This is a genomic window from Extibacter muris (assembly GCF_004345005.1).
Lineage (GTDB): Bacteria > Bacillota > Clostridia > Lachnospirales > Lachnospiraceae > Extibacter > Extibacter muris.
This window is the reverse complement of record NZ_SMMX01000013.1, coordinates 66,907-90,902: the sequence shown is the minus strand read 5'-3', so window position 1 is coordinate 90,902 and position 23,996 is coordinate 66,907. Positions and strand designations below refer to the sequence as shown.

22 protein-coding genes are annotated in these 23,996 nt (G+C 40.1%); all 22 read right to left on the bottom strand.

Going from position 1 to position 23,996, the window contains the following annotated elements:
• Positions 1–905: PKD domain-containing protein (locus tag E1963_RS14500; RefSeq protein WP_132279360.1), on the bottom strand; the 905-nt coding region annotated here is incomplete at its 3' end.
• A gap of 38 nt (positions 906–943) precedes the next feature.
• A complete protein-coding gene (locus E1963_RS14495; RefSeq protein ID WP_132279358.1) occupies positions 944–1,321 on the bottom strand; it encodes a P-loop NTPase family protein in 378 nt (125 codons plus the stop codon).
• 1 nt (position 1,322) lies between these two features.
• Positions 1,323–2,099, bottom strand: a complete 777-nt coding sequence (locus E1963_RS14490; protein ID WP_132279355.1) for a hypothetical protein — start codon at positions 2,097–2,099, stop codon at positions 1,323–1,325.
• A gap of 13 nt (positions 2,100–2,112) precedes the next feature.
• Complete coding sequence (locus E1963_RS14485; protein ID WP_132279352.1) at positions 2,113–3,561, bottom strand: O-antigen polysaccharide polymerase Wzy family protein; 1,449 nt, start codon at positions 3,559–3,561, stop codon at positions 2,113–2,115.
• An 18-nt stretch (positions 3,562–3,579) separates the two neighbouring features.
• Entirely contained in the window at positions 3,580–4,665 is a 1,086-nt protein-coding gene (locus tag E1963_RS14480; protein ID WP_132279349.1) for a YveK family protein, read from the bottom strand.
• Positions 4,666–4,690: 25 nt separating this feature from the next.
• Positions 4,691–5,818 carry a DegT/DnrJ/EryC1/StrS family aminotransferase gene (locus E1963_RS14475; RefSeq protein WP_132279346.1) on the bottom strand — a complete coding sequence of 376 codons (1,128 nt, stop codon included), beginning with the start codon at positions 5,816–5,818 and terminating at the stop codon, positions 4,691–4,693.
• A 9-nt stretch (positions 5,819–5,827) separates the two neighbouring features.
• The gene (gene vimE / locus E1963_RS14470) at positions 5,828–7,126 is read right to left on the bottom strand and encodes a UDP-2,3-diacetamido-2,3-dideoxy-alpha-D-glucuronate deacetylase VimE (protein ID WP_414655375.1); all 1,299 of its coding nucleotides are present in this window, start codon (positions 7,124–7,126) and stop codon (positions 5,828–5,830) included.
• A gap of 1 nt (position 7,127) precedes the next feature.
• Entirely contained in the window at positions 7,128–8,123 is a 996-nt protein-coding gene (locus tag E1963_RS14465) for a GNAT family protein (RefSeq protein WP_132279340.1), read from the bottom strand.
• Complete coding sequence (locus tag E1963_RS14460; RefSeq protein WP_132279337.1) at positions 8,102–8,650, bottom strand: GNAT family N-acetyltransferase; 549 nt, start codon at positions 8,648–8,650, stop codon at positions 8,102–8,104. The genes E1963_RS14465 and E1963_RS14460 overlap by 22 nt, the downstream gene beginning before the upstream one ends.
• Positions 8,651–8,671: 21 nt before the next feature.
• A complete protein-coding gene (locus E1963_RS14455) occupies positions 8,672–10,021 on the bottom strand; it encodes a lipopolysaccharide biosynthesis protein (RefSeq protein WP_167482214.1) in 1,350 nt (449 codons plus the stop codon).
• Positions 10,022–10,034: 13 nt separating this feature from the next.
• On the bottom strand, positions 10,035–10,574 hold the full coding sequence (locus E1963_RS14450; RefSeq protein WP_132279331.1) for an acyltransferase: 540 nt from the start codon (positions 10,572–10,574) through the stop codon (positions 10,035–10,037).
• Positions 10,574–11,647, bottom strand: coding sequence for a Gfo/Idh/MocA family protein (locus tag E1963_RS14445; RefSeq protein ID WP_132279328.1), 1,074 nt, complete (start codon positions 11,645–11,647; stop codon positions 10,574–10,576). Before E1963_RS14445 ends, E1963_RS14450 begins: the two co-directional genes overlap by 1 nt.
• Positions 11,648–11,660: 13 nt before the next feature.
• Entirely contained in the window at positions 11,661–12,974 is a 1,314-nt protein-coding gene (locus E1963_RS14440; RefSeq protein WP_132279325.1) for a nucleotide sugar dehydrogenase, read from the bottom strand.
• 25 nt (positions 12,975–12,999) lie between these two features.
• Positions 13,000–14,319, bottom strand: coding sequence for a hypothetical protein (locus E1963_RS14435; protein WP_132279322.1), 1,320 nt, complete (start codon positions 14,317–14,319; stop codon positions 13,000–13,002).
• A gap of 16 nt (positions 14,320–14,335) precedes the next feature.
• Positions 14,336–15,484, bottom strand: coding sequence for a glycosyltransferase (locus tag E1963_RS14430; RefSeq protein WP_132279319.1), 1,149 nt, complete (start codon positions 15,482–15,484; stop codon positions 14,336–14,338).
• A 30-nt stretch (positions 15,485–15,514) separates the two neighbouring features.
• Positions 15,515–16,630, bottom strand: coding sequence for an N-acetyl sugar amidotransferase (locus E1963_RS14425; protein ID WP_262200926.1), 1,116 nt, complete (start codon positions 16,628–16,630; stop codon positions 15,515–15,517).
• Entirely contained in the window at positions 16,623–17,399 is a 777-nt protein-coding gene (locus tag E1963_RS14420; RefSeq protein WP_132279313.1) for an AglZ/HisF2 family acetamidino modification protein, read from the bottom strand. Before E1963_RS14420 ends, E1963_RS14425 begins: the two co-directional genes overlap by 8 nt.
• A 2-nt stretch (positions 17,400–17,401) precedes the next feature.
• Positions 17,402–18,016 carry an imidazole glycerol phosphate synthase subunit HisH gene (gene hisH / locus E1963_RS14415; protein ID WP_132279310.1) on the bottom strand — a complete coding sequence of 205 codons (615 nt, stop codon included), beginning with the start codon at positions 18,014–18,016 and terminating at the stop codon, positions 17,402–17,404.
• 17 nt (positions 18,017–18,033) lie between these two features.
• Positions 18,034–19,113 (bottom strand): glycosyltransferase family 4 protein, encoded by a 1,080-nt coding sequence (locus tag E1963_RS14410; RefSeq protein ID WP_243117746.1) that lies wholly within the window; start codon positions 19,111–19,113, stop codon positions 18,034–18,036.
• Positions 19,114–19,303: 190 nt separating this feature from the next.
• The gene (locus E1963_RS14405) at positions 19,304–21,733 is read right to left on the bottom strand and encodes a L,D-transpeptidase family protein (RefSeq protein WP_167482212.1); all 2,430 of its coding nucleotides are present in this window, start codon (positions 21,731–21,733) and stop codon (positions 19,304–19,306) included.
• A 32-nt stretch (positions 21,734–21,765) separates the two neighbouring features.
• Complete coding sequence (locus E1963_RS14400; RefSeq protein WP_132279301.1) at positions 21,766–22,689, bottom strand: sugar phosphate nucleotidyltransferase; 924 nt, start codon at positions 22,687–22,689, stop codon at positions 21,766–21,768.
• Positions 22,690–22,709: 20 nt separating this feature from the next.
• Positions 22,710–23,927, bottom strand: a complete 1,218-nt coding sequence (locus tag E1963_RS14395; RefSeq protein WP_132279298.1) for an LCP family protein — start codon at positions 23,925–23,927, stop codon at positions 22,710–22,712.
• Positions 23,928–23,996: the final 69 nt, after the last annotated feature.

Below are 23,996 nucleotides of genomic sequence, written 5' to 3'. Positions count from 1 at the left end.
CCTGAGCCGCCGCTTCCCTTTGCCGTCAGCGTCACCTTCTCTCCGGAATCCGCATTGCTCCTGTCGCTGCTCACGGACAGCTTCAGCGCTTCCTCCTTTACCGTCACGTCTCGGATCCCTGAGGTCACGTTCCCGCTTCTGTCCTTCACCGCTACCGTGAATCGGTGCAGCCCGTTCCCGGATGCCGTGAATGTATACGTCGGCGTCGAACTGTATGCTCGCACCGTCGTCACCGTTCCGTTGTACGTCTCCGTAAAACGGTACTCATAGTCCCCTGAGCCGCCGCTTCCCTTTGCCGTCAGCGTCACCGAATTCCCTGCATTAACAATGGAGGGCTGGCTGCTATTTATTTCAATTGATAATACTGCCCTGCCTTCAGGCTGAACACCTATGCTTTGAGTGCTCCTCCTGACCGAATTATTATTGTCATCGCTATCTGTGGCTGCAGGATCCTGGTTCTGGATTTCCTGCTCATTTTGTTCCTCTTCAACACCACTTTCGTTCTCTGAAGATGCTTCTGCCGCAATAACTTCATATGCCTTCTCCTGCATGGTCACATTCCCTTGCGCATCTTTCAGCAATACACGGATCGTGTGAATACCTGCACCTTCAGCACTAAAACTATAACTGTCTTTGTCACTGAAATCCTGCAGTAATTCGGCATCCCCATCTTTTTGTATAAAACTATATTCATAGTAATTTTCTGTATTTTTTAATTTGACTTTAGCGGTAACCGTTTCGCCTTCATAGATTATATTATCATTATCAAGGCTCAATTCTGCATCTTCATTGATATCATAATCATGATTAATGTCGTTATTATTCCCCTCCTCAGCTAATGCCAAGGCATTAATCTGGCTGAACAGTAATGCCGCAATTATAAAACCCGATACCAATTTTTTCATCTTTAATCTCCTCTTTGTGCCGTACTATCTAATAACATCTATCTGTAAGTAATAACTCCTAGAACAGAAACATTATGCTTCTTCATTAGTTCTAAACATGTTTCCAATTCTGAATACTTGCAATATGCATAACGTTCAACAAATACAACCGTATCACATTTTTCTGCTTCAAATACATTCTTCGGATACTGAGTCAGCGTCTCCAGAATCTGAGTTTCTAATTCATCCTTTTTACCTAGTTCCTTCACACACTCCGCAATGGTCTTCAAAGCTCTGTCAGATTTAGAACTTGTTGTGAAACCTATCTGTTTCCAACCATTCATACGGGCCTGCTCGACAATTGACTGTGCGGCATATTCTATCTGGCCCTTTGCTTTCTCTTCTTTGCTCAATTTATACGATTTTTTCTCGCTCATATTAATTCCTTTCCTTGATACTTATTTCTCCCAGAACCGTCAGTCCGACTGCCTCAAAATCGCTCTTTCTATTCAGCGTAGGAGCAAACAATATCTTGAAAAACGCACCAATTACACTAAGCAGTACACAAACAACAAATGCAAGAGCTGCTACCTTTGTCAGACTCCACTGCTGTTTTTCCATAAGTGTCTTTGTATTGCTGTTGTCAATCGGAACAACTTGTTCATTTCTTGAAAGCTCTACAATATTCACTTGGCTTCCCGCGTTGGCGGCCACCTGTTTAAACCAGGACATGTAAGCGTCTAACAAGGTTTCAGTAAACGCCTCGTCTGAAGTCCTTGCAGTTAATTTGATTGCAAACTTATCTTCATCGGTTGTTGAAAACACATACTGAGCAAGAGAATTCGTAGTTACAGATGCTTCCGTTACACCATTACCCATAAAACCTGCTATGTCTTTTTTACTATATTTATCCAGCACCAAATTTGCCGTGTATTCTCTACATTCTTTGTCATTCATTGTCGCTAGAAATGCAGCACTCAGACTTTTTGAGGTTACTGATTCTCCGGTGCCCTTATAGTCCAGATAAAATGAAACTGTTTTCATCTGAAGCTCTGACACATCTCCCACATCCAGGTCAATCTTTTCCGTTTTGAAAGGGAACAGTGTACATATAGCAGCGATTATGACAGTCCCTATCACACTGGCTATGATTATCTTCCATTTATACTTCCATATACCAACAAATACATCTTTTAACCCAAAATGTTCAAACATTCCGCACCTCCTGTTATGTTTTGACAAACTCGTATTTCTTGCAGCATAGGCCGGCCAATAGATAGCAGATTACTACTGCAAGCCAAAAACCAATCTGTATAGTAAAATCCAAGAACCCAGTCGCCTCCGCTCTGGGAACAAAAAATATCTGTGTTAGAATAAATAAAAATATGGTTGCCGTCAAGGAATTCTTCTTAATAATTCTCATGCCTTTTATCAGAATATATGCCAAGAGGAAACTGTATACTGCGATTCCCCAATAACCAAAATCTATAAAAGTCTCCAATAAATACGACGAGCCCCATCCATGCCCGTTTAAATATTCATCTCCTTTTGATACATATGCCAGGCTGTGGGAAAGGTTATTGCTCAACATGGCATTTTTAACACTGTTGCCACTGTCTAACGCTTCAGCCGAGAAAAATTTCTGTGCTATGGCCCCATGAGTTACGTAATCAATGAATCCTCCGAACGTATAGTTCTTTTCCATTCTGTTGGGCAAAATACCCATACAGGAATATCCTATATTCAAAACTTTAAAAGATACGCCTTGTCCATAAAAGAATGATACGAACAGCTTTCCGATTCCATCCTGTATATTGCTGTTGCCTACCCTTATGCTGGAATAAGCCCCCATAAAAAGCAATGCCGCCGGCGTTCCTATGCCTATAGCCATTTTTTCGAGTTTGCCAAGCCATTTATCTTTATCATTCAGCGCATCCCTTATGAAGAAATAAAGGAAGATGAATACTGCATTTAACATAATCGGATTACGAACGCCAATTATGAGGCCGGGAACAGCAGAAATCAAATACAGGGCCAATGGTAAATAGCATTTCTTCTTTTCGGGAAATGTCCCAAGAAAAATGCACAGGCTGTACTTCATAAACCCGGCAATAAGATGTATGATATAAGGTGCGTGGCTTACAAAAGAAGAATAGTATTCCACATAATCTCTTCCACTCATAAATATCAGCTTTTCGACTTCCAGCATCAGGAATGCAATCATTGAAAAATAGAAAATGACAGCGGATATTATCTGTAGGTTATTTCTAAATTTCTCTATATACACCGTATTCCTGTCAATTACAACATTCCGCACCTTCTCCTTCTTATGTCTTTCGGCCAGGAGGGCAGCTGCAAACATGGCAATAAGGCTGATTGTCAAAGCATTTATTGCGAAAAACAGGCTTTCTTTGCTAAATTCATTTACATACTCTTTCCACCAGTCATGCTTTCTGCACAGTTCAATAATTGGCCTGCCCAGAAGAAATACCAAAATCATAATATGGAACATGAGCAGAAATATTCTATTTTTTATGTTTTCCAAACAATATATAATATTGTTCAAAAAACATGCAACTGTACACAAGAGAGCAAAACTATAAGACTTCAGGCAAATCCCCAGTATTGCAAAGATAATGCCCAAAACCAAAACTGAATACCGCAAACATTTTTTCATAATAAAACCATAACTCCATTAATGTCCATAAACGATACCTACTATTTTCTTATCCATTATTTTTAAAATATTTACCGTATCTTCCACTTCTGCAATTTTAGCATCATTCTTGCCAATTGCCAACACTATCTCGTCAATTCCACTTCTTTCCAACTCCGCATACATATTACCCGAATCGTGTATAACTGCTATCTTTTCATCTGACAGATTTTTATTTGCCCCGCCTGTCAGCCGCTCCAGCAATTCTGCCGTAATCTTTTTCGATCCCAGCCCAACGACGGCGCATCTATGGAACCCCTGCTTTTCCACATATTGACTGAGCAAGAACGTTATCATACCCAAACTGTCATCGCTGCCCTTTTCACTTTTAATCTGACCTAATAGAGGAACCTCCGTGAGCGCCGGTACTTCGTTCTTATTTCTGAACCGCTTGTCCCACAGAGAACATATAAAGAGCGCGATAAGCGCTACGATAAGAGACAAGGCAAGTATAAAGGCATATTTCATAACGGTTGTCGATTGACCTGGTACGGATGCATGCTCCACTCTGACATTTTCCGAAGGCTCCTGTAACATGACCACTTCTAAATCATCTGACATTTCTGTGATTTTCGTCTGTATCATTGTTGAGTATATTTCAGCAACCGCTAGAGTTTCTTCTTCCGATTTCCCCTTTACCGTAACATTCAACAGTCTTTCTTCTGATGTCAGCTCCACTTGCCCTGCATCAAATTTATAATCGTCATAGCCCCTCTCTGCCATCGCTTGATCGATTTCCTGTTTAGTCCCTTCGGTCCCCATAAGATTGACTAAAGTCTTTAATCTGGCCTCTCCCGAAGCTTCAAGGCTGTTTTCTCTGTATGCATCAACGTAATTATTCAATGCTTCCTTATTATTTTGCGTACCGCTGTTTGCTGACTGCAGATAAAAGACGCTTTCCGCCTTATAGCTGTCATCATGCGCCGTTTTATCAGATGTACCTGTAGCAAAAGCTATGCCCCCTCCCATCAGGACAGCAGCCAGGATAATCCACCAGAAGCGCCTGATATTGTCACGGAACTTCTCCCACGTTATTATAATTTCATTATTGTGCTGAGTTTCCATTTTATCCTCCATTTGATGGTATATTTTAAGCCAGCGCTCTTTTTACTGCATCCGCGATGATGCGTATATCCGCCTCATCTAAATATGGATGCATCGGCAGGGACAAAACTGTTGTACATAATTCCCGTGTATTAAGGTTTTCTATGTACTGTTTGTCTTCAGCGAATGCCAGCTGGGTACTCATCGCCTTCGGATAATAAATCATTGTAGGAATTCCTGCACTCTTAAGCGCATCCTGCACCTTTGCCCTTTCTGCTTCATCACTGAGACGTATCGTATACTGTGCCCAGCTGGAATAATAGCCCTCCGGAACAGCCGGCGTTGGCACAACATCTTTGAGCAGCTCCGTATAGCACTCCGCTACCTGGTTTACAGCTTCCAGTTCATACTCAATAAATGCTTTTAACTTTACCTGTAATATTGCTGCCTGCAACGTGTCCAATCTGGAGTTCCATCCGATTCTGACATTGTCATATTTGCCCTTAGTGCCTTTCCCGTGCACTCTGACAGACCTGAGATATTCTGCCACTTCATCATCATTTGTGAAGACAGCGCCACCATCACCATAACAACCGAGCGGCTTAGCAGGAAAGAATGAGGTCGTTGCGGCATCACCAAAGCTGCCAGCCTTCTGACCGGCTATGCTTCCGCCAAACCCCTGTGCCGCATCTTCAAGCAGCAGAAGGTCGTATTTATCAGTCACAGCTTTCAGAGCTTTATAATCCGCAGGCTGCCCGAACAGGTCAACTCCGATGACCGCTCTCGGAGTAAGCCTGCCCTCTTTCAATACTGCCTGTATAGCTCTTTCAAGAGATTCTGCATCTGCATTAAATGTATCTTTATGAACGTCATAAAATACCGGTGTCGCCCCCTCAAAAGATACCACCTCACCAGAGGCAAAAAAAGTAAAATCAGGAACAAACACTGCATCATGTGGTTTGATATCCCATGCCATCATCATCATTGTAAGAGCGTCCGTACCATTCCCGCATGTTATACAATGCTTTACTCCTACATAGTCTGCCAGTTTTCCTTCCAGTTCCTGCACCTGTTTTCCATTAATAAAATTACAGTCTGCCATTACTCTTCCAACTGCTTCGTTAATTTCGCCCTCTAAACGTTTATACTGGCTTTTTAAATCTCTGAATTCCATAAAAACCTCCTAATTTTTAATCCTGCTTTTAAGATAAAGCAATGTTTTTTCATAAAGCCTTCTTTGATATCCATCACTGGCTGCCGATACTGTAGAATTATGCCAAAGTAAAACGGCCTCGCCATTATATTCAAATACGTGGTCCAGCAGCCTGCACACCTTTTTATAAGCTTCCTCTTCCGTTAATCCCATATATTCACTGCCATCTAACGTAACCTCCATCACTGTCATAGGGTGTAAGGTTAAAGGTGTTATTTCTTCTTCATTAAGATCAATCCATTTCACGGCCCTGCAGGTTCCTAACCTGAATCCGGCAACATCTGCGTAGCCCATTGTAAAATCATCCGTTATACCAAAACGTACTAAATGTTTTAATTCGAGAGGATGTCTGCTGGCCAGATAGTGATATCTGTTTAAGGTTATCTCATGATTGCAGATTCCTTCAATCCTCTCCTTCTCCTTTTTTATATTCTCCGGTGCTTTACCTGCCTCATAACTGATATGAATGCCGACAGTGGCACCGTTATTTTCTACATAATTCACAAAATCTTTTACATCTTTTTCTTTGTCAATGTATCCAAAGTCTCTCTGCGAATGTCCGCACCCCATTATGAAATAAATACATTTGCATTTTTCTGTCAGGGCCTGTACCATATTATCCATCTTTAAAAGCCATGGAAATGTATATATAGGGTCATATTTTTTATAATTCAACCGCGCCTTGATACTTTCTGTTTTATTGCTTTTATTTAATACAACCCGTTTTGCCATAGTCTTCATCGCACTTAATAAATTTTTCCATTGCCATATCTGATCGACGTCATGGGTGAGATATATACGTTCAAATCCTTTCTTAACCGTTCTAACGGGAATACCCAGTTCAGCAAGACATGTTCTCAATAGATTTCCATATTCATCAACCAAAGGACGTTCCAGACAGCCGGCTTTATATAAAATCGAACCCTTACCCAGATACCGGCCATGTCCGTCTCTGTTATCTGTCCGGACATATTCCTCATATCTCGTAATCATAAAAAAAGCCGAGGCGATGATATCTGCGCCCAGTATAATCTTATTATCTTTTTTCTCTATAGTATCATCACCAAATAAGATAGGTAAACCCTTTATTTCCTTTAAAGGAAATACCGGTAAGCTGTTTTCAGACATATAATTATCCGGCATAAAAAAAACAGACTTCTTAATCACTACTCTACCCTTGTCCTCACCGTAAGAAATATACTGAGACAACTCTTCATTTTGCGGGCCAAGAAGAAATTTAATAATATAATCAATAATATTTGTTTTCATTTCATTCACACTTGTTTAACCTGTTTAATACTTTGTAAAATAGTAACTTCACCGGAGAAACAAATTCTTTCTGAATATTAAAATATGGCAGCTGTTTTGTTCCCAGCTTGCTGTACGAGTCCTCCACACTTTCAATCATACTTCCCTCCATGTCAAAACTTTTAACATGCCCTGACAACTTTTTTATCATCTCATATATCAGCAGCGTCAGCGCTCCGCTATTTCTAAATTCGGGTTGTATAGTAAAAATCAAATCAAATGCACAGTCGGTATCCCATATACAAAACATTGCGGCCTTGATAACATCATCGCTATCAACAGCATAAATTATCCGACCAGAGTCATTTGCATATGCAGCGTTGTAAATTCTTTCAAATAAACTAAATGTATAAGATATTTTTTTATCTGATTTCAGAAGGCTATCCTCATGTAATTTATAAAAATCTTTCGCCGGCATATCATATCCGACTTTTACACCAAGTTTTAAGGCATGACGTATATTTCGTTTTTTTGACGATGCGAAACTTTCAAAAACAGTATCCACATCAGAGATATCCATGATACGGTAAGAATAACAAGTTGTTTGCCTGTATCCTTTCCAGTAAAAAGGCAGCCAGTTTGTGATATTAACATTAAAATACTGCTGATAAGATATGAGTTCTTTGCTTTCCAGACGCTCGATAAGCAGCTTCATTATTTCCTTTTCATAGGATAGTTTTTTTTCGTATTTCTGGTTCTGAGGGTATGATATCCAGACCCCGTTGGACTGTGTAAACTTAGGCTGTATGACTCTGATCTTATTGCCATATTGTATAAAAGCATATACCAGGCAGCCGGCTACCCGGTTATCTTTTTCTACAACTATTACATCCCAGTTTTCTTCTCCACACACAGCATCCATCCAAAAAGGGTTCAAAAAAACACAGACCTCTTCCTCCGAACAGAACTTGATATATTTATCTTTGTCGCTTATATTTAGACCGTTACTTTTTTCCATATAAATCTCCACCACTCTATATACCAATAATTTTTCAAAAAAGCGAATCCCACTTTCTTTAATCCATGCTGTGAAGGAATATTTTCCCTCGAAGTCATCATAGTAAATCTTTGGATGCTCTGTTCTGAATTGCATATTCTAATTATTTGCTGTAACATCAAGGGGTATATATTATGTCCTCTGTATTTCGAATCAACATAGCAATAATGTATATATGCACTGTTTCTCACCCGGAATGCCCCTTCCATATCATCCGGGAGCACACAGGCCGCATGTCCCGCTATCCTGCCATCCACATAGGCAAATACACATACTTGTCCTTTGCTAACCATTTTTTCAAACGCATACTGAACATTCTTATTTCTCACAGCACAAACATCTTTACACATATGATTCGTAACCATCTCTATCCTGAGATGTGGTTTTAAATCAGAATCAACTTCTACTTTCGTCCCCTGGTCGAGATAAAATAATATACCTCTTTTTATATGAGGCAGATATTTGTATATTTTATTCATTATGCTCATAACGATATCCCACTTTCGATACTATAGCTGTGACACCAAAAAATAAATGCCATATATGACCACTGAACTGCCGACAATATATTTTGCCACAAAACCGGCGAATCTCTTCATACTAAACTGCGTAGTCTTTATACACAAGAAAATATTCACAAAATTGCAGATACCATCACAAAATGCATAAAAAATCACCGTCTGTACTACCGTCAGGCTTAATACTCTTGCTATTACAAAACATGCAATGTACTGCAATAATGAATATATTGAACAAATCAACGCCAGCTTCTGTTTTTCCACAATTACAAAAGTTCCGGATATACACGCAGAACAATACTTCAGCAAATACAGAAAACCCAGGGCTGTGATATATATTCCTGATACAGCCCATGCAGGGCCTAATACAAACTCAACTATCTGCTTACCTGCTATTACAAGGATTCCTATAGGAATTACTGCAAGTTTTATATTCTTCTCCACCATGTCAAAACACAGGCCACCGATGTCTTCGCCTCTGCTGTACCTCTCGGCAGCTTCTCTGTAATATACCCGATTTACAGGTGCAGCAAGTAAGGTTACGGGTACGCTGAGAATCTTACATGCCATTGTGTAACCACCTAACGCAGCACTTCCAAATATACGTCCCAGAAACTGAATCGGTAATTGAGCTGAAACTATGGACACCATATTGGCAGGCATCTGTACGAGAGGATAGGCTTTATATCTGATAAGAGTGTCTTTTAAATTCTTCAAACCAGCATGCCCCTCATATGGATTAACTTTTCTGCGCATATGGATTATACATACAATATATGACAATAATGTTCCAATAATATAGCCTGTTGTACCCAGCCCTGCTGCTCCCAATGCAATTGAAAACCCTGAGTTCGCTATTGCAGAAAGGATAGGATTCCAGAACAATATCTTATACATCTTCTTACGGTTAACAAATGCATAATAAACATTCTGTTCATTAAAGAGCAAAACATATAAAATTAAAAATACGACCGATAAGTAATAATTTCCCTTAACATTAAATATATGAATATTGGGTGAGACAATCAGAATGCCGACAAAAATCACTAAAAGGAATAAACAATTAGCTGTCCTGATCAGCTTGCAGATTTTTACCGCCTCATCATCCTCTTTCGGTATCATTATTGCTACCAGCAAAGCCATGGTCACAAAACTGGATATGATATTTCCATTGCTTAAAATCAAATCATATTCACCCAATTCAGATGGGGTAAATATTCTGCTGATAACAGGCAGAAGAAGCATATTAATTGCATAACCAATAACAACTCCCGATGCAAGCACGGCTATATTCTTTAATATATCGGAATTCTTTATCTTCTCAATATATAATTTTATCATAAATATACTGCCTCTATCTCTCCAATTTTTTACCGCAGACCGGACAGATAAGATTATCCGACAGCACCTCTCCGCATTCGCAGACCCAGCCAATCTGTCTGGCCGGAACTCCGGCCACAAGGGCATAGTCCGGGATATCCTTCGTAACAACTGCTCCCGCCGCAATCATTGCCCATTTTCCAATTGTATGCCCACAGACAATCGTCGCATTGGCACCAACTGTGGCTCCTTCTCTTAAGATGGTCTTCTTGTAACCGGCATTTCCTTTTGGATATTTTGCCCTTGGAGTAGTATCATTGGTAAAAACCATAGAAGGACCACAAAAAACGTAGTCCTCTAATTCAACGCCTTCATAAATTGAAACATTATTCTGTACTTTAACACCATTGCCAATTCTGACATTATTAGAAATATTGACATTCTGTCCAAAGGAACAGTTCTTTCCTATAACGGCCCCACTCTGGATATGAGAAAAATGCCACACTTTCGTGCCTTCTCCTATTATAACATCCTCATCTATATAACTGCTTTCGTGAACATAATAAGCACTCATTAAAACTCTCCTGTCATATCGACGCTGGCAAAATGTTCCACCGGAAACTTCACCGGCTTACCTTCCTTCTGACTCTTATAGATTGCCAGAACGAGTTCTAGTGCATTCTTGCCTGCACGTGCATTAACATATGGTTCTCTGTCATTTTGAATTGCATCAATCACATCTGCATACAGGCTTGTATGTCCGTTACCATATACATTGCTTGTCTCCTCTTCAAGGCCTTTGTTCTTTTTATCCTCATCGGTCTCATCGGCAAAATCCCACACATCGATGTTGTTGGTTGATTTTCCTCCCAGCTTAACTGTACCATTCTCCCCGAATACGTATAACGTTTCCTCCAGATTCTGCGGATACACATTCGTAGTTCCCTCGATAGTAGCGACTGCTCCGTTCTTAAACTTGACTACAGCCATACCAATATCTTCCGCCTCTAAATAATCGTGGAACTGCTGTCGTGTCACACCGTAAACTTCATCTATATCATCTCCCATCATCCACCGCAGCAAATCTATACCGTGTATACACTGATTCATCAATGCGCCGCCGTCCTGTGCCCATGTCCCGCGCCAAGGTGCCTGGGTGTAATACCCTTTATTACGATTCCATCTGACGTGTATCGCCCCATGTGACATACGGCCAAACCGGCCTGCTTCTACTGCTCTTCTCAATTCCTGAACAGCTACGTTAAAACGATTCTGATGGCAGGCAGATACTTTTACACCTTTTTCGTCCGACAATTTAATTATCGCTTCCGCATCATCCAAACTCATAGCCATCGGTTTTTCAATAATGACATTGATTCCATGCTCGATACAATAAAGGGCAATTTCTGCGTGATTCCCACTTTCAGTCGCAATTCCGGCTAATTCAATCTCATTTTCTTCAATAAGTTTTTTATAATCAGCATATCTCTTAATCCCCACATCCCCCTGTAAATCATGCTTCGCTAACAGCTCCTCCATATGCTCGGGGATAACATCACATACCGCGACAAACTCAAGGTTATTATTTACAACCGCTTTCACATGGTTCGTAGCTATACGGCCACAGCCAATCAGTGCATATTTCATTTTATACGTCCTCCTATAGTATTTCTACATTCTCTTTATTTTCTACATTTTTCATAACATTCTTTGTATCAAATACAGCGGTTGCATTTTCCTGTACCATCTTATAATCCACATTAGAATGAGCTGTCGTAATCATAACCAGATCATAGTCTTTTATTATCTCTGGAGATATCTTTTCAATGCCTTTTTTTACAGTGCCGTTATATTTGTATTCAGCTACCCACGGATCATAGAATTCCACATCAGCCTTCTCTCTCTTAAGTATTTCGATTACCCTAAGAGCCGGGCTTTCACGATAGTCGTCGATATCCTGTTTATATGCTACTCCTAATACCAATACTTTAGCCCCATTCATAGCCTTCGAGTGCCGGTTTAAAATCTTGCTGGCCCTTTCGACACAGTATTCAGGCATCCTGTCGTTAATCATCATCGAACTCTCTATCATGGAAGTATGGAAACCATACTCTCTCGCTTTCCATGTGAGATAATAAGGGTCAAGCGGAATACAGTGCCCCCCCAGACCTGGTCCCGGGTAAAATGCCTGAAAACCATATGGTTTCGTCTTAGCGGCGTCAATAACTTCCCACATACTGATACCCATTTTCTGGCACAGCATTGTCAATTCATTTACCAGTCCTATGTTGATGTTACGGTATGTGTTCTCCAATATCTTTTCCATCTCAGCAATTGCAGGAGATGACACTTCACAGACATCACCCTCTAACACGGAACGATACATGGAGGCGATAACCTCTGTAGCATCTTTTCCGATAGCTCCTACTACTTTTGGTGTATTCTTTGTCTTATAGATCAGATTACCCGGATCTACTCTTTCAGGTGAAAAGCCCAGATAAAAATCTTCCTCACACTTCAATCCAGAGCCCTCTTCTAGTATAGGCCTGATGAGTTCCTCAGTTGTACCCGGGTATGTAGTAGACTCTAATACTACCATAGTACCCTTCTTTAAATATTTGGCTATCGCTTCTGTAGAAGATTTGACGTAGCTGATATCCGGCTGTTGATGCTCGTCCAATGGAGTTGGAACGCAGATAGCAATAAAGTCAACATCCTTCACAAAACTGAAGTCCGTTGTTGCCTTAAACATACCACTCTCTACTAGCTCTTTCAAATCATCATCCACAACGTCACCGATATAATTGTGCCCTGCATTAACCATCTCAACTTTGGCATCCTGGACATCAAAACCTATTGTTTTAAAACCAGCTTTAGCTTTTTCAACAGCTAAAGGAAGGCCGACGTATCCAAGACCGACCACACCTACCGTTAATTCTTTTTTTTCGATTTTCTTCAATAATTCCTGTTTCATGTTTCTCTCCTAACTATTTTTATTTTCAAATTTTACTATATTCTGTCTTCATTCTCAGCTTTTTAAAGTCATCTCCTTTATTATAAAACAAACAAAGAAAAATTAAAACTGTAAGCGGGCCAAAAATAATGGAATCTATTATGCCTCCGTCATTTAATGTAAATATGGCGAAAAAACTGATTCCTAATGCAAAAGAGTATCCGTTCCATTTTGCAAACTCATCAATCACAAGAATCAGCAGCGCAAATATAATACCTACCAACAGGATACCGAAAAGCCCAAATCTATAATACCCCTCCGCCCAAAAACCTGTATTTGAATTCATCTCTGGTTTATTAAAATACTCTGTAGATATAATAATACCAATACGTTCTTCATACGGAAAATCTATGCCCAGGAACTTTCCCCACAACGTACCTGCAAGTCCTATCAATGTATGCGTCGAAAAATAGTCATAATATATAAATTTCAAGTTTGCCGACAGAATGAGCACCCTTCTGACAAACAAATCATAAAGCTGGTAAAAAAAATTCAATTTAAACCCAAGTGCTGTTACTAATGCGGTGCCAAGTGACAGCCCGCAAAATGCCAGCGTATTGAAGCTTCTCAAGTTTGAAACAATTGCTATTCCAACAACCAGCGGTATGACAAACAGAATGTTCTTCTGTGCCGCATAAAGATAAGCCAGAAACTGCATGCCGCAAAATGCTATCGCTGTCAGGTACTTTTTCCTGTCAATTGCTCTGACTATAAAAAACGGTGTTATTATCGTATACTGCCAGTTGAACAGATAACCCACATACTTGTTCAAATGGAACTCGCTTCTTACTGAATAAACTTCATATATATCAAGTGCTTTTAAACTAAACATTCCATTCTGCAGAACAATCGTAATATATACAATAATAGTTATAAAATAGAATGCTATAATTATAGCCTTGCTCGCCAGATTTATTTTGGGTATTACTATATCCCTTCCCAGCCATACGATAATCTCTGCCACAGCAAAACCGGAGCAGATTGCTGTATAGTACAAGACATTTTCATTGCTGAATGCAAAGATAACCGTAATCGGTATGATAGCCATAAAATATTCAAGTTCCAAAAAAAAGACAGACGGTTTTCTTATATCATGTCTTATCATGGCAAAAAGCAAAAAACACCAGATAAAGCCTAACAGATATTTACCTAGATTAAAGTCATATCTATATACTCCCAGACCTCCATATGCTTTTGACAGCAGGAACCAAAATCCCAATTCCAAGGCAAGTTTATATATCAGCATTATTATCAGCAATAACATAATATTTGTCAAGTTTTTATTTCCCTGCCGCTTCTGATACACGTTCACTGCCTCCCGTCTATTCAAGGGTTTTTAAATATTCCCGAACCACCTTGTTCCAGGTATATTCTCCCTTTAGATTTTGCACACCCATCTGTTTCTCCTGAAGCAGCTCTTTCTTTTCAACTATCTCTGATAACAGCTCCCTTAAGCTTTCAACATTATAGTCAAATACAAATCCACAGCCGTTAGATATCACGAACCTCTCCGGCGCCATCCCTTTGCACAAAATAACTGGGATTCCCGTGGCAATGGCTTCATACAGCTTAATAGGATATGCCGCCCTCCAGTTTGGTACTTCAATATTATATGCGCAGTAAATTATATCCGTATCTGCAAACAGCTTTTCCGTATCCTCCGCGTAATTATAATAACCTGTTATGTCAACGTTCTCATAAGCGTGTTCAATGCTCTTTAATTTTTCATAAGCCTCGCCCATTCCATGAATCCCAATTTTAATGCCTTTCAGCCCTTGCGCTGCATCCATCAGCATTTTAAGCGACTTAACGTCTCTTACGGAACCGATATAATTAATCCTGATTATATCGCTTTTTTTATGAACGATTTTGTTATAAATCTCTTCCTTGGGATAATTGGGTATATATAATACTTTGTTTTTATTTCTTTCCGATGTATACTCCATCTGTTTGGGTACAACATGTATGAGGAAATCGCTGCGGTTCTGAACATATCCACTTACCAGTTTGATAACCCGGTTCTTCAATGCCTGGGTACTTTGTCCCTCGTACATTTCTCTCATTACAAATACGATATTATCAACTTTTTTTCTGCCGGCCCATACTCCCGCCAAAGCCATCTCAATATTATGGCAGATAAGGCTGTCCGTTTTCTCACTTCTCAAATACTTCCTCAGCCATAATATAAAGCGCATATACCATCCAGTATAGACTACTTTTTTTAATACATTTCCTATTCTGCTTTTTGAGAGTCTGGATATCAGTTTGTCATCTTTGCATATGAAATGCAGGGTATTTATATCTGCTATTTTATTAGCAGTTACTTTCTTTCCCGCTACTTTCCTCTCCATCAGGATTGTCTCCACATAGCAGCCATGCGCCTTAAAAAACCGAGCTTCTTCCATAGGACGGTTTTCATAATATTGTATTGTCTCATATGGATTGATAGCCAATATTTTTATATTCTTCATCACTTATCTTCCTGAATCTTCCAACAACGATTAACCTTTTAATACCTTAATCTTCCTCTTTACCATGCGAAGGAATGCCAGCATTTTTTTCCTGGAGTGATACATATCCTCCGTCTTCTTTTGACCCTTCATTATACCTTCCCACTCGGAATCAGAAATATCAAGCTTTTTAAGTATGTATTCCTTATCCTCCATCATCTGGGCTTCTGTATAATCCGAATCATCCTTCATCGCTTCCAGCGCTTCTTCTCTCGTCATCTCACCACCCAATACCAGACTCGACAGATGAGAACGCTTTTTATCGTAGCCAAATCTCTGAGGCAGGAAATACCCCTGAAAGAATTTAGTGAATCTGGATTCATAATGCTTTCCGCCATAATATTCCCAGCCGAACTCTCTTTCCAGTGTTTCCATTGCCTCTTTTTTAGAATAAGGCACGTAATTAAGTAAATCTATCCTGACGATTTCAGACTGATACTTTAGATACTTCAGTACTCCAAAATGTGGATATTTCTTTAAGCTCTTTCCCCGTCCGTATTTCTTATATACGCTCTTTATGTTGGCATAATCTGTTGCTGTATATCCCCATGCTACAGGCGATACGCCTTCCGTAGCAACATTGCTTCCATTCAGCATATATTTTACATGGCACTTGGAGGCATAGTTATACATAGCTGCAAGAAAAACATGATCTTGAGGAACATCCAGATTAGCCAGGCCGGAAAACATGTATGCTCTCTGCAGCTCCTTCATAGTTGGCCAATCAATAACTACAGTGTGCAAATCTATTTTCAATTTTTCGCACATCTTTTTAATATTCTTTACAGCAACGTCGCTGTTCCATCCCGCGTCAACATGGACAGCCAGCACCCGAAGATTCAGTTTTTTAGTGAGGTAAGCCATATACGCACTGTCTACGCCGCCGGAGATTCCCAGTATACAGTCATATTCTTTTCCCTGACCGTCTTTCTTCATCTGCGCAACTAACCGCTTCAGCTTTTCATCGCTGCTTCCCTCACGATATCCATATAGTTCCTCATTAGCATCAAATCGATGACAATGATTGCATACTCCATTGTCATCAAAATAAATCTTTGGATCTGATGTGTCCATTATACACCTTGTACAAATCTGATATTTACTCATCACAATAAACTCCTTCTTTATATAATTCACTTTCTTCGGGTACATTAATCAGCACTGCTTTTTTTCTGCCGAAATATACAAACATGCTGCCGGCTGATACTGCATGGGCTCCCCCCTTCTCCAAGGCCATCTTTAAGTCAGGCACCCCCCCGGCGCCGCCGCAGGCAACTACTGGAATGTTTACCGCCTCAGTGACTTGGCGAATCAAATCGATGTCATACCCCTGCATCATCCCATCATTATCAATAGAATTAATAATTATCTCACCAGCACCTGATTCTTCATAATGCTTTGCCAGCTTTGCAGGAGACACTCTTATCTTTGTGTTCCCTCCGTCTATAAAGCATGAGTATTTTCCAAATAACTCTCTCTTTGCATCTATTGACGCCACAACACTTTGGCTCCCCGCATATTCCACCGCCTTTTTCAACAATGAGCCATCTTTGTTTATTGCGGAATTAATAATAACTTTCTCAAAACCAATAGCAAACAATTCTTTGATCTGATTCAGTTCCGTAATACCACCTCCATAACTTAATGGCATAAATGCTTCAGAGGCTATATTCTTAAGATAGTCAAAATCCGGGCTGTCACCGCTTTTCGCAGCCCCAATATCAAGCAGGCATAATTCATCCACGCCTTTTTCATTAAATATACGGACTGCATTAATCGGATCGCCCAGATAATTTGGATTTTTAAATTTTGTCGTCTTTACTAATCCCTGCTCCTGTAGCAGAAGACAGGGAATTACTCTCGGTCTATTATACATTGTCAACACTCTTTCGAAAAATTTTCTAATAATTTCATGCCGAAGTTATGGCTCTTTTCAGGATGGAATTGTGTTCCGTAAATATTGCCATTGATTACTGCTGCTGCAAATTTATATCCGTAATCACATGTCATCAGCACATTTTCTCTGGAATCGCAGACAGCATGATATGAATGTACAAAATAATATCTTTGCTTGTCCTCTATATCCTTTACCAGATTATTTTCTCTGTTAATAATATCAACATAATTCCAGCCCATATGCGGAACTTTTAAGCCATCATCCGCAAAACTGAATCTTTTATTATCAAACGGAATTAAATCCAATCCTTTTTCTTCGCCCTCCTCGCTCTTTCTTCCTAACATCTGCATTCCCAGGCATATGCCAAGTATCGGCTTTTTATTATCACATACCTGTTCAATTATTACCTTATCAAACTCTTTTTCACGCAGGCATCTCATACCATTGTCAAAAGAACCTACACCCGGAAGAATAAGCTTATCAGCTTGTTCTATTTCTTTAATGCTATCAGCTATCACCGTTTCCGCACCAATTTTATTTAACATGTTTTTTATGGAACCTAGATTACCTATTCCATAATCAAGTATTGCAATCATGCTGCCCTCTCCTCTGTTTACCGTGCTAATCGCGAATATATATCAACTAGTTTTTTTTCTTCTATCCCCCAGTTATATTCTCTGCAGATTGCCTCACGACCATTCTTTCCCAGTCCAAATGACATTTCTCTGTCCGCAAGCAGTTTATTTACTGCATCCTCTATTTCTTTTACATTTTCGGGATCAGTTGAGATACCACATTCACTGCATTGGATAATGTCCTTCCACAGCTTAAAGTCAGACGCTATAATCGGTATTCCTGCTGCCATATATTCAAACATTTTAATAGGAAGCGCCTTTCTGTGGTTAGGCGTGTTTTTTAAAACAACCAAACCAATCAGGCTTCTATTATATAAGTCATTTATCTCGGAACGGCTTAGATATCCAAGTAACTTTACTTTTTTCCATCCCGGCAGCCGCTCAAGCTCCTTTTTATACTCCTGATTTATGGCTCCCGCAATCTGAAGCTCTGCATCAATATGCTCCATCATCTTTACCAGTTGCGTGATGCCCCTCTGCTCCGTTATTCCACCTGCATAGCACAAGATTCTATCACGCTTTGTATAATCATCATTTTTACATTGAATGTCAGATAACAGGGGATAGTTCTTAATAGATCCTGCCTTACATCCATATTTTCTAAAAATATCAGCAATATGATCTGTCGCCGTTACAATATAGTCTAGCTTCCTTGCAATCCGTTTCTCATAATGTTCATATGTTTTTGATACAAAAGTCCTCATCTTCAACGGTATCCAGGTCTTCGCCAATATTTGCCTGGGCACATCCTCATGACTGTCATATACAACTATTTTATTTTTCTTTTTAAGTTTTAACGCATATGGAAGCAATTCCGGATCATGAAAATGATATATATCCGCATTGGCAGCCAGTGCCTCTTTGTACACAAGTCGGGTCATAAATAACATGCGGTATAAGCGGCTGCCGGACTTTTTCGTAACCCCTTTGACTTTTACATTATCCCTGTCAAATGACTTTCCTGATACTACTAGAATAGTATCATACCCTGCTTTTGCCAGTGATACACACTCTTTATGAAAAATCCTTACATCCCTGCTGTCATGTGCGCTTGTCATATGGCAGACCCGTTTAACACCCATTCGTTTATGCCTCCTAATACCGCTGAATATTTCAAATTGTTACATTTTTTTACACTTGTTACATAATAACAAATTTTTTCCTCAAATACAATCTTTATGTGTTACTTAATAGATTTTGCACAAAAGGGGAGAGATACAGCTTCGCACCCTCCCCCATAGTTTTTAATTAATATACAACAACAGTTGTACCTTTCGGTATATTATCATATATCCATTTTGCATTAGGAATCTGAAGCCTTACACATCCATGAGATAACGCCATACCTACGCGCCCATCCATAATGCTTCCATTTTTATAGCATAGAACAGTATGGAAAAGATAGTTGCCATAAAACTGGGTATACCAGAAGCACCTCGCCGAGCCTGAGTCAAAATAATACCCTTTCATCCCTACCTTGAATATTCCTCCTACTGTAGGCGTAGACGGAGCTCCATCTGCACAGTCCCAATAGTACAGATTGTTCCATAGGCCCTTGCCCCCTTTGAACACACCAACTTTGTGGGAGGCCCTGTCAACCATTATCAGATATGGGGTGGTGCTGGAGTATCCCTGGGCCATGCTGTACATACGTGCCATACGGGTTGGCACCGCAACACCATCGGAACCGATCTTATATCCATTGATGGTCGTATTTCTCGCCATTATCTTAGAATCAGGATAAAAGTAATATAGTCTTCCATTTATCGTATAAAAACCACTGACCATATGCCCTTTCGAATTTGCATAATATTGCGTGGAGCCAAAAGATACCCACTGGTTCTTGTAAGGGAATCCGGTAGCAGGATTAAAATAATACTTGTTCCCTTTATATTCTCCCCATCCGCTCTTTTTTATCATTGCGCCCTGCTGGTCAAAAGAATAAGCGACTCCATCAATAGCATAATTTCCTTTGACTACCACATATGCTGAATTGCAGAAATAGTTTTTGCTGTCTGCGTAAAGCCAGCCTTTCCTGAGACTTCCGTCTTCCATTGCAAAATAAGTATTGCCGCTCACCGTTATCCATCTCGACTGACGAATACCGTCTGCATCAAAGTAATACCTCTTCCCGCTAACTGTTTGGAAACCCTTAAGAACCGCTCCGTCCCCTCCGCAGAAATAATAGTTGCCTCCCGTATACAGCCAGCCGTTCACGCGGAGACTTCCATCCTCCATTCCAAAGAATTTTTTGCCATTTAGATTTATCCAGCTCCTCTGGCGGATTCCATCTGTGCCCAAATAATACCTTTTCCCGCTTATTATCTGGAAATTCTTCAGGACTGCTCCGTCTCCTCCGCAGAAATAATAGTTGCCTCCTGTATAAAGCCAGCCGTTTACACGAAGACTTCCATCATCCATTCCAAAATATCTTTTACCGCTTGAATCAATCCAACCCGTCTGACGAATTCCATCCGTACCGAAATAATATCTTTTCCCGCTTATCGTCTGGAAATTCTTCAGGACTGCCCCGTCTCCTCCGCAAAAATAGTAACTGCCTCCTGTATACAGCCAGCCGTTTACACGAAAGCTTCCATCGTCCATAGCAAAGTATTTCTTGCCGTTATAATCAACCCATCGCGTCTGTCGTACCCCATCTGCATCAAAGCAATACCTTTTCCCGCTTATTACCTGCAGTCCCGAGAGCACTGCACCGTCATTACCACAGAAGTAATAATTGCCGTCAGCATACAGCCAGCCACTTGTATGTATACTTCCATCATCCATGGCAAAGTACTTCTTGCCATTGCTATCAACCCATCGCGTCTGTCGTACTCCATCTGTATCAAAAAAATACTTTTTCCCACTTATTGTCTGTAAGCCTGAAAAAACAGCCCCATCTTTTCCGCAGAAATAATAATTGCCGTCAGCATACAGCCAGCCACTTGTATGTATACTTCCATCATCCATGGCAAAGTATTTCTTGCCGTGATAATCAATCCATCGCGTCTGAAGAATACCCGACTCATTAAAAAAGTATAATTTTCCTTCAATTGATTTCATCCCGGTTACTGCTGAGCCAGAATCATCAATATATTTCCTGCCTGCATCCGTATCCTGCCAGCCAGTAAGGATATCATCTGCAATCTCTGATGGTTTATCTGCCTCAGACTTATTATATGCAGCAATACCTTTACTTGAATCACCCTCAGATTTCTGGACTTTATTATCGTCTTCCTTAATACTGCCCTGATCCTCGATTTCTGTATCGTGGCTGTTATCGCCTGCTATTTCATTAAAATTTCCTTCATCATCAAATTCATATGTTCTATCGCTGATAGTCTTTGTTACATTCTCATATCGAAAACCGGTATCCAAATCAAAATAATATATGGCATCTTCGATTTCCTGCCAGCCGACTTGCGCATATCCCTCTTCGTTAAAACAGAATGTTTGATTTCCAATTCTATATAGCCCTGTTGCTTTTTCTCCGTTTTCATCTATATATGTTCCGGTACCTGCTGCAATATCACCCTGCCATCCTCTGGTTCCCGACTCAGTGGAATCATCTGTCTCAATTTCAGCAGCCGGTTCTTCTGCCATAGCTGTGGCAGATATGCTGCATACACATGTAATTATTAGAAGAACAGACATTGCTTTTCTTAAAAATATTTTCATCATTTCCCTCCTCAAATTTAATAATGAATTATCTATTGACCATATAGCTTTTCCGGGTATTTGCCATCAGCAACCAGTTTTTGAATTGCCGCTACCACCGTCTGTTTATCTTCTTTGTACGTTACTCCAAACCATGCATCTGATGACTGCAAGACTTCAACTTCTATTTTGCTTTTCCTTATCTGCTCACCAATTATCGTTGGAAGAAGATATTCTACATTCAAATCGTTTTCATCCAGATCACTCAAAAATTTTGAAAAACCGTCCTCAAGTGTTTGGAAAAAATCAGGAAAACCTCCCCACATATTCATAGATACTATAGAATTCAGATCTATTTCCCTTTCCCTACCACACTCAACAGCTACTGCCTTATCCCCCCTTTTTTCTATATTATGAGTCTCTACGATGCCTTCGAGAAGACCATTCGTGCCCACAGTACATATTCCCCTCGTTACGCCCCCATTGTCACTTAATGTATTCTTTAATATAAAACCTATCATGCACATCTGTTTCTTATCTTTACCTTTTTGAGTATTGGATAGATAAGCGTAGGACTTTTTAAATGCTTCTTTACCATAATAATCGTCCGCATTGATAACTGCAAACGGTCCATCTACAAAGTCTCTGCAACATAAGATGGCCTGTCCAGTTCCCCACGGTTTCTTTCTGTTTTTCAACTTGTGTTTGTATGCCGACGGAATATCATTCAATTCCTGATAGGCATAATCAACATCTACAATTTTCTCTATCCTGCTGCCGACAATATGTTTAAATTCCTTTTCCAAATCCTTCCTAATTACAAATACTATCCTATCAAATCCAGCATCCAATGCATCATAGATAGAATAATCCATAATAATCTCTCCACCTGGTCCGATTGATTCCAACTGCTTTATACCGCCACCGAAACGGCTTCCTATGCCTGCTGCCATAATTATTAACGTTGTTTTGTTCATCAATACATCCTCCTGCCATGTCACTTTGATACTGCATGGATCTTATTTTTAATTTCTTCTACCTTGCTCCAGTCCGGAACCGTTACAAATAAAGGTCCTCCATCGTAAGAATAGCACCACTGCTTTCCGGAATCATCTCCTGTTGCTGCCACCGACTCTATATCCCATCCCTTTCCATCATTTAACTGCATTTTAATCAAAGCCTTTATCTGCTTCTCGGACATATTGGTTTCAGAGTTACCGGCCACACTGTTAATCATTCCATTTGCACGGAATAATATCATCGGTGACATCGCTTTTTTTATTAATGCGGCCAGCAAAGCCTGCTGGTTTTTCCCCCTTTGATTGTCTCCCGTAGGAAGATTCTGCCGCTCCCTTACAAAAGCTAGCGCTTCCTTTCCACTAAAATGATTTTTCCCTTCCTTGACATCCATCACCAGACCCGAATCTTCGCTTGTTGTAAAAGCAAGTTCCGACTCCACGTCCACACCGCCCATCACATCCACAATATCTTCAACAGAGGTAAAATTAACCCTTACAAAAAAAGGTATCGTTGTGTCATACAGATTTTCCAGAGTCGCTATAGAAGTGTCTATTCCATATATCCCTGCATGCGTCAGCTTGTCACACGCCGATCCTGATACGCCAGGTATCGTCACATAATAATCTCTGGGCGTCGTGGTTATCAATACTTTGTGCGTATCCGGATTTACGGTAGCAATAAGGTTCACATCGCTCCGGCTGTTCTGTGTGATATCGCCATAGACATCAATTCCACTTATATAGACGTTGAATGGTCTCTGTGTAACCTCAATTCCATGTTGCTCCGTATACTGTCCGCTCTCTTCTCCAATGGCAATTTTGTCCAGAGCCGCGTTCGCCTTTAATGCATATCCTCCTATCAAAGCAAAGAGTATGCTGAAACATATGCTTATTCCTTTACCGCTTCTTCTCTTTTTACGGCATTTGTATGCACGACGCTGCATAAACCTGGTCAGCAGCAGCAAAACCAACAGTATTGTTACAAGTAGCACTATAAATTTAAATGGTATTATTCCAAGGATACACAGTGCCGCAAGTAAAAACGCAGAAGCCGCCAGCTGTATGAGCCATACAACTATGTCCACTGCTCCTGCTTTTCTTTTCGTATGCTTCTTTTTAGGGCGTCTTTCCGCCGGCCCAGGGTCTTCGTTCCATTTATGTGATTTGATTATCTTAAGCTGTTCCCTGTATTCCATAAGATATAGCAACTCCAATGTATTATTTCAATTCATTCAACTTGTCTTTCTTCATTATAAACTAATATA

Excerpts from the sequence above, each read along its gene's own strand:
- E1963_RS14420 (WP_132279313.1), bottom strand. The coding sequence starts at position 17,399 with ATGTATAATAGACCGAGAGTAATTCCCTGTCTTCTGCTACAGGAGCAG.
- vimE (WP_414655375.1), bottom strand. The coding sequence starts at position 7,126 with ATGAAAACAAATATTATTGATTATATTATTAAATTTCTTCTTGGCCCG.
- E1963_RS14480 (WP_132279349.1), bottom strand. The coding sequence starts at position 4,665 with ATGGAAACTCAGCACAATAATGAAATTATAATAACGTGGGAGAAGTTC.
- E1963_RS14445 (WP_132279328.1), bottom strand. The coding sequence starts at position 11,647 with ATGAAATATGCACTGATTGGCTGTGGCCGTATAGCTACGAACCATGTG.
- E1963_RS14395 (WP_132279298.1), bottom strand. The coding sequence starts at position 23,927 with ATGGAATACAGGGAACAGCTTAAGATAATCAAATCACATAAATGGAAC.
- E1963_RS14460 (WP_132279337.1), bottom strand. The coding sequence starts at position 8,650 with ATGAGCATAATGAATAAAATATACAAATATCTGCCTCATATAAAAAGA.
- E1963_RS14440 (WP_132279325.1), bottom strand. The coding sequence starts at position 12,974 with ATGAAACAGGAATTATTGAAGAAAATCGAAAAAAAAGAATTAACGGTA.
- E1963_RS14425 (WP_262200926.1), bottom strand. The coding sequence starts at position 16,630 with ATGAGTAAATATCAGATTTGTACAAGGTGTATAATGGACACATCAGAT.
- E1963_RS14455 (WP_167482214.1), bottom strand. The coding sequence starts at position 10,021 with ATGATAAAATTATATATTGAGAAGATAAAGAATTCCGATATATTAAAG.
- E1963_RS14490 (WP_132279355.1), bottom strand. The coding sequence starts at position 2,099 with ATGTTTGAACATTTTGGGTTAAAAGATGTATTTGTTGGTATATGGAAG.
- E1963_RS14430 (WP_132279319.1), bottom strand. The coding sequence starts at position 15,484 with ATGAAGAATATAAAAATATTGGCTATCAATCCATATGAGACAATACAA.
- E1963_RS14495 (WP_132279358.1), bottom strand. The coding sequence starts at position 1,321 with ATGAGCGAGAAAAAATCGTATAAATTGAGCAAAGAAGAGAAAGCAAAG.
- E1963_RS14465 (WP_132279340.1), bottom strand. The coding sequence starts at position 8,123 with ATGGAAAAAAGTAACGGTCTAAATATAAGCGACAAAGATAAATATATC.
- E1963_RS14450 (WP_132279331.1), bottom strand. The coding sequence starts at position 10,574 with ATGAGTGCTTATTATGTTCACGAAAGCAGTTATATAGATGAGGATGTT.
- E1963_RS14405 (WP_167482212.1), bottom strand. The coding sequence starts at position 21,733 with ATGAAAATATTTTTAAGAAAAGCAATGTCTGTTCTTCTAATAATTACA.
- E1963_RS14475 (WP_132279346.1), bottom strand. The coding sequence starts at position 5,818 with ATGGAATTCAGAGATTTAAAAAGCCAGTATAAACGTTTAGAGGGCGAA.
- E1963_RS14400 (WP_132279301.1), bottom strand. The coding sequence starts at position 22,689 with ATGAACAAAACAACGTTAATAATTATGGCAGCAGGCATAGGAAGCCGT.
- hisH (WP_132279310.1), bottom strand. The coding sequence starts at position 18,016 with ATGATTGCAATACTTGATTATGGAATAGGTAATCTAGGTTCCATAAAA.
- E1963_RS14485 (WP_132279352.1), bottom strand. The coding sequence starts at position 3,561 with ATGAAAAAATGTTTGCGGTATTCAGTTTTGGTTTTGGGCATTATCTTT.
- E1963_RS14410 (WP_243117746.1), bottom strand. The coding sequence starts at position 19,113 with ATGACAAGCGCACATGACAGCAGGGATGTAAGGATTTTTCATAAAGAG.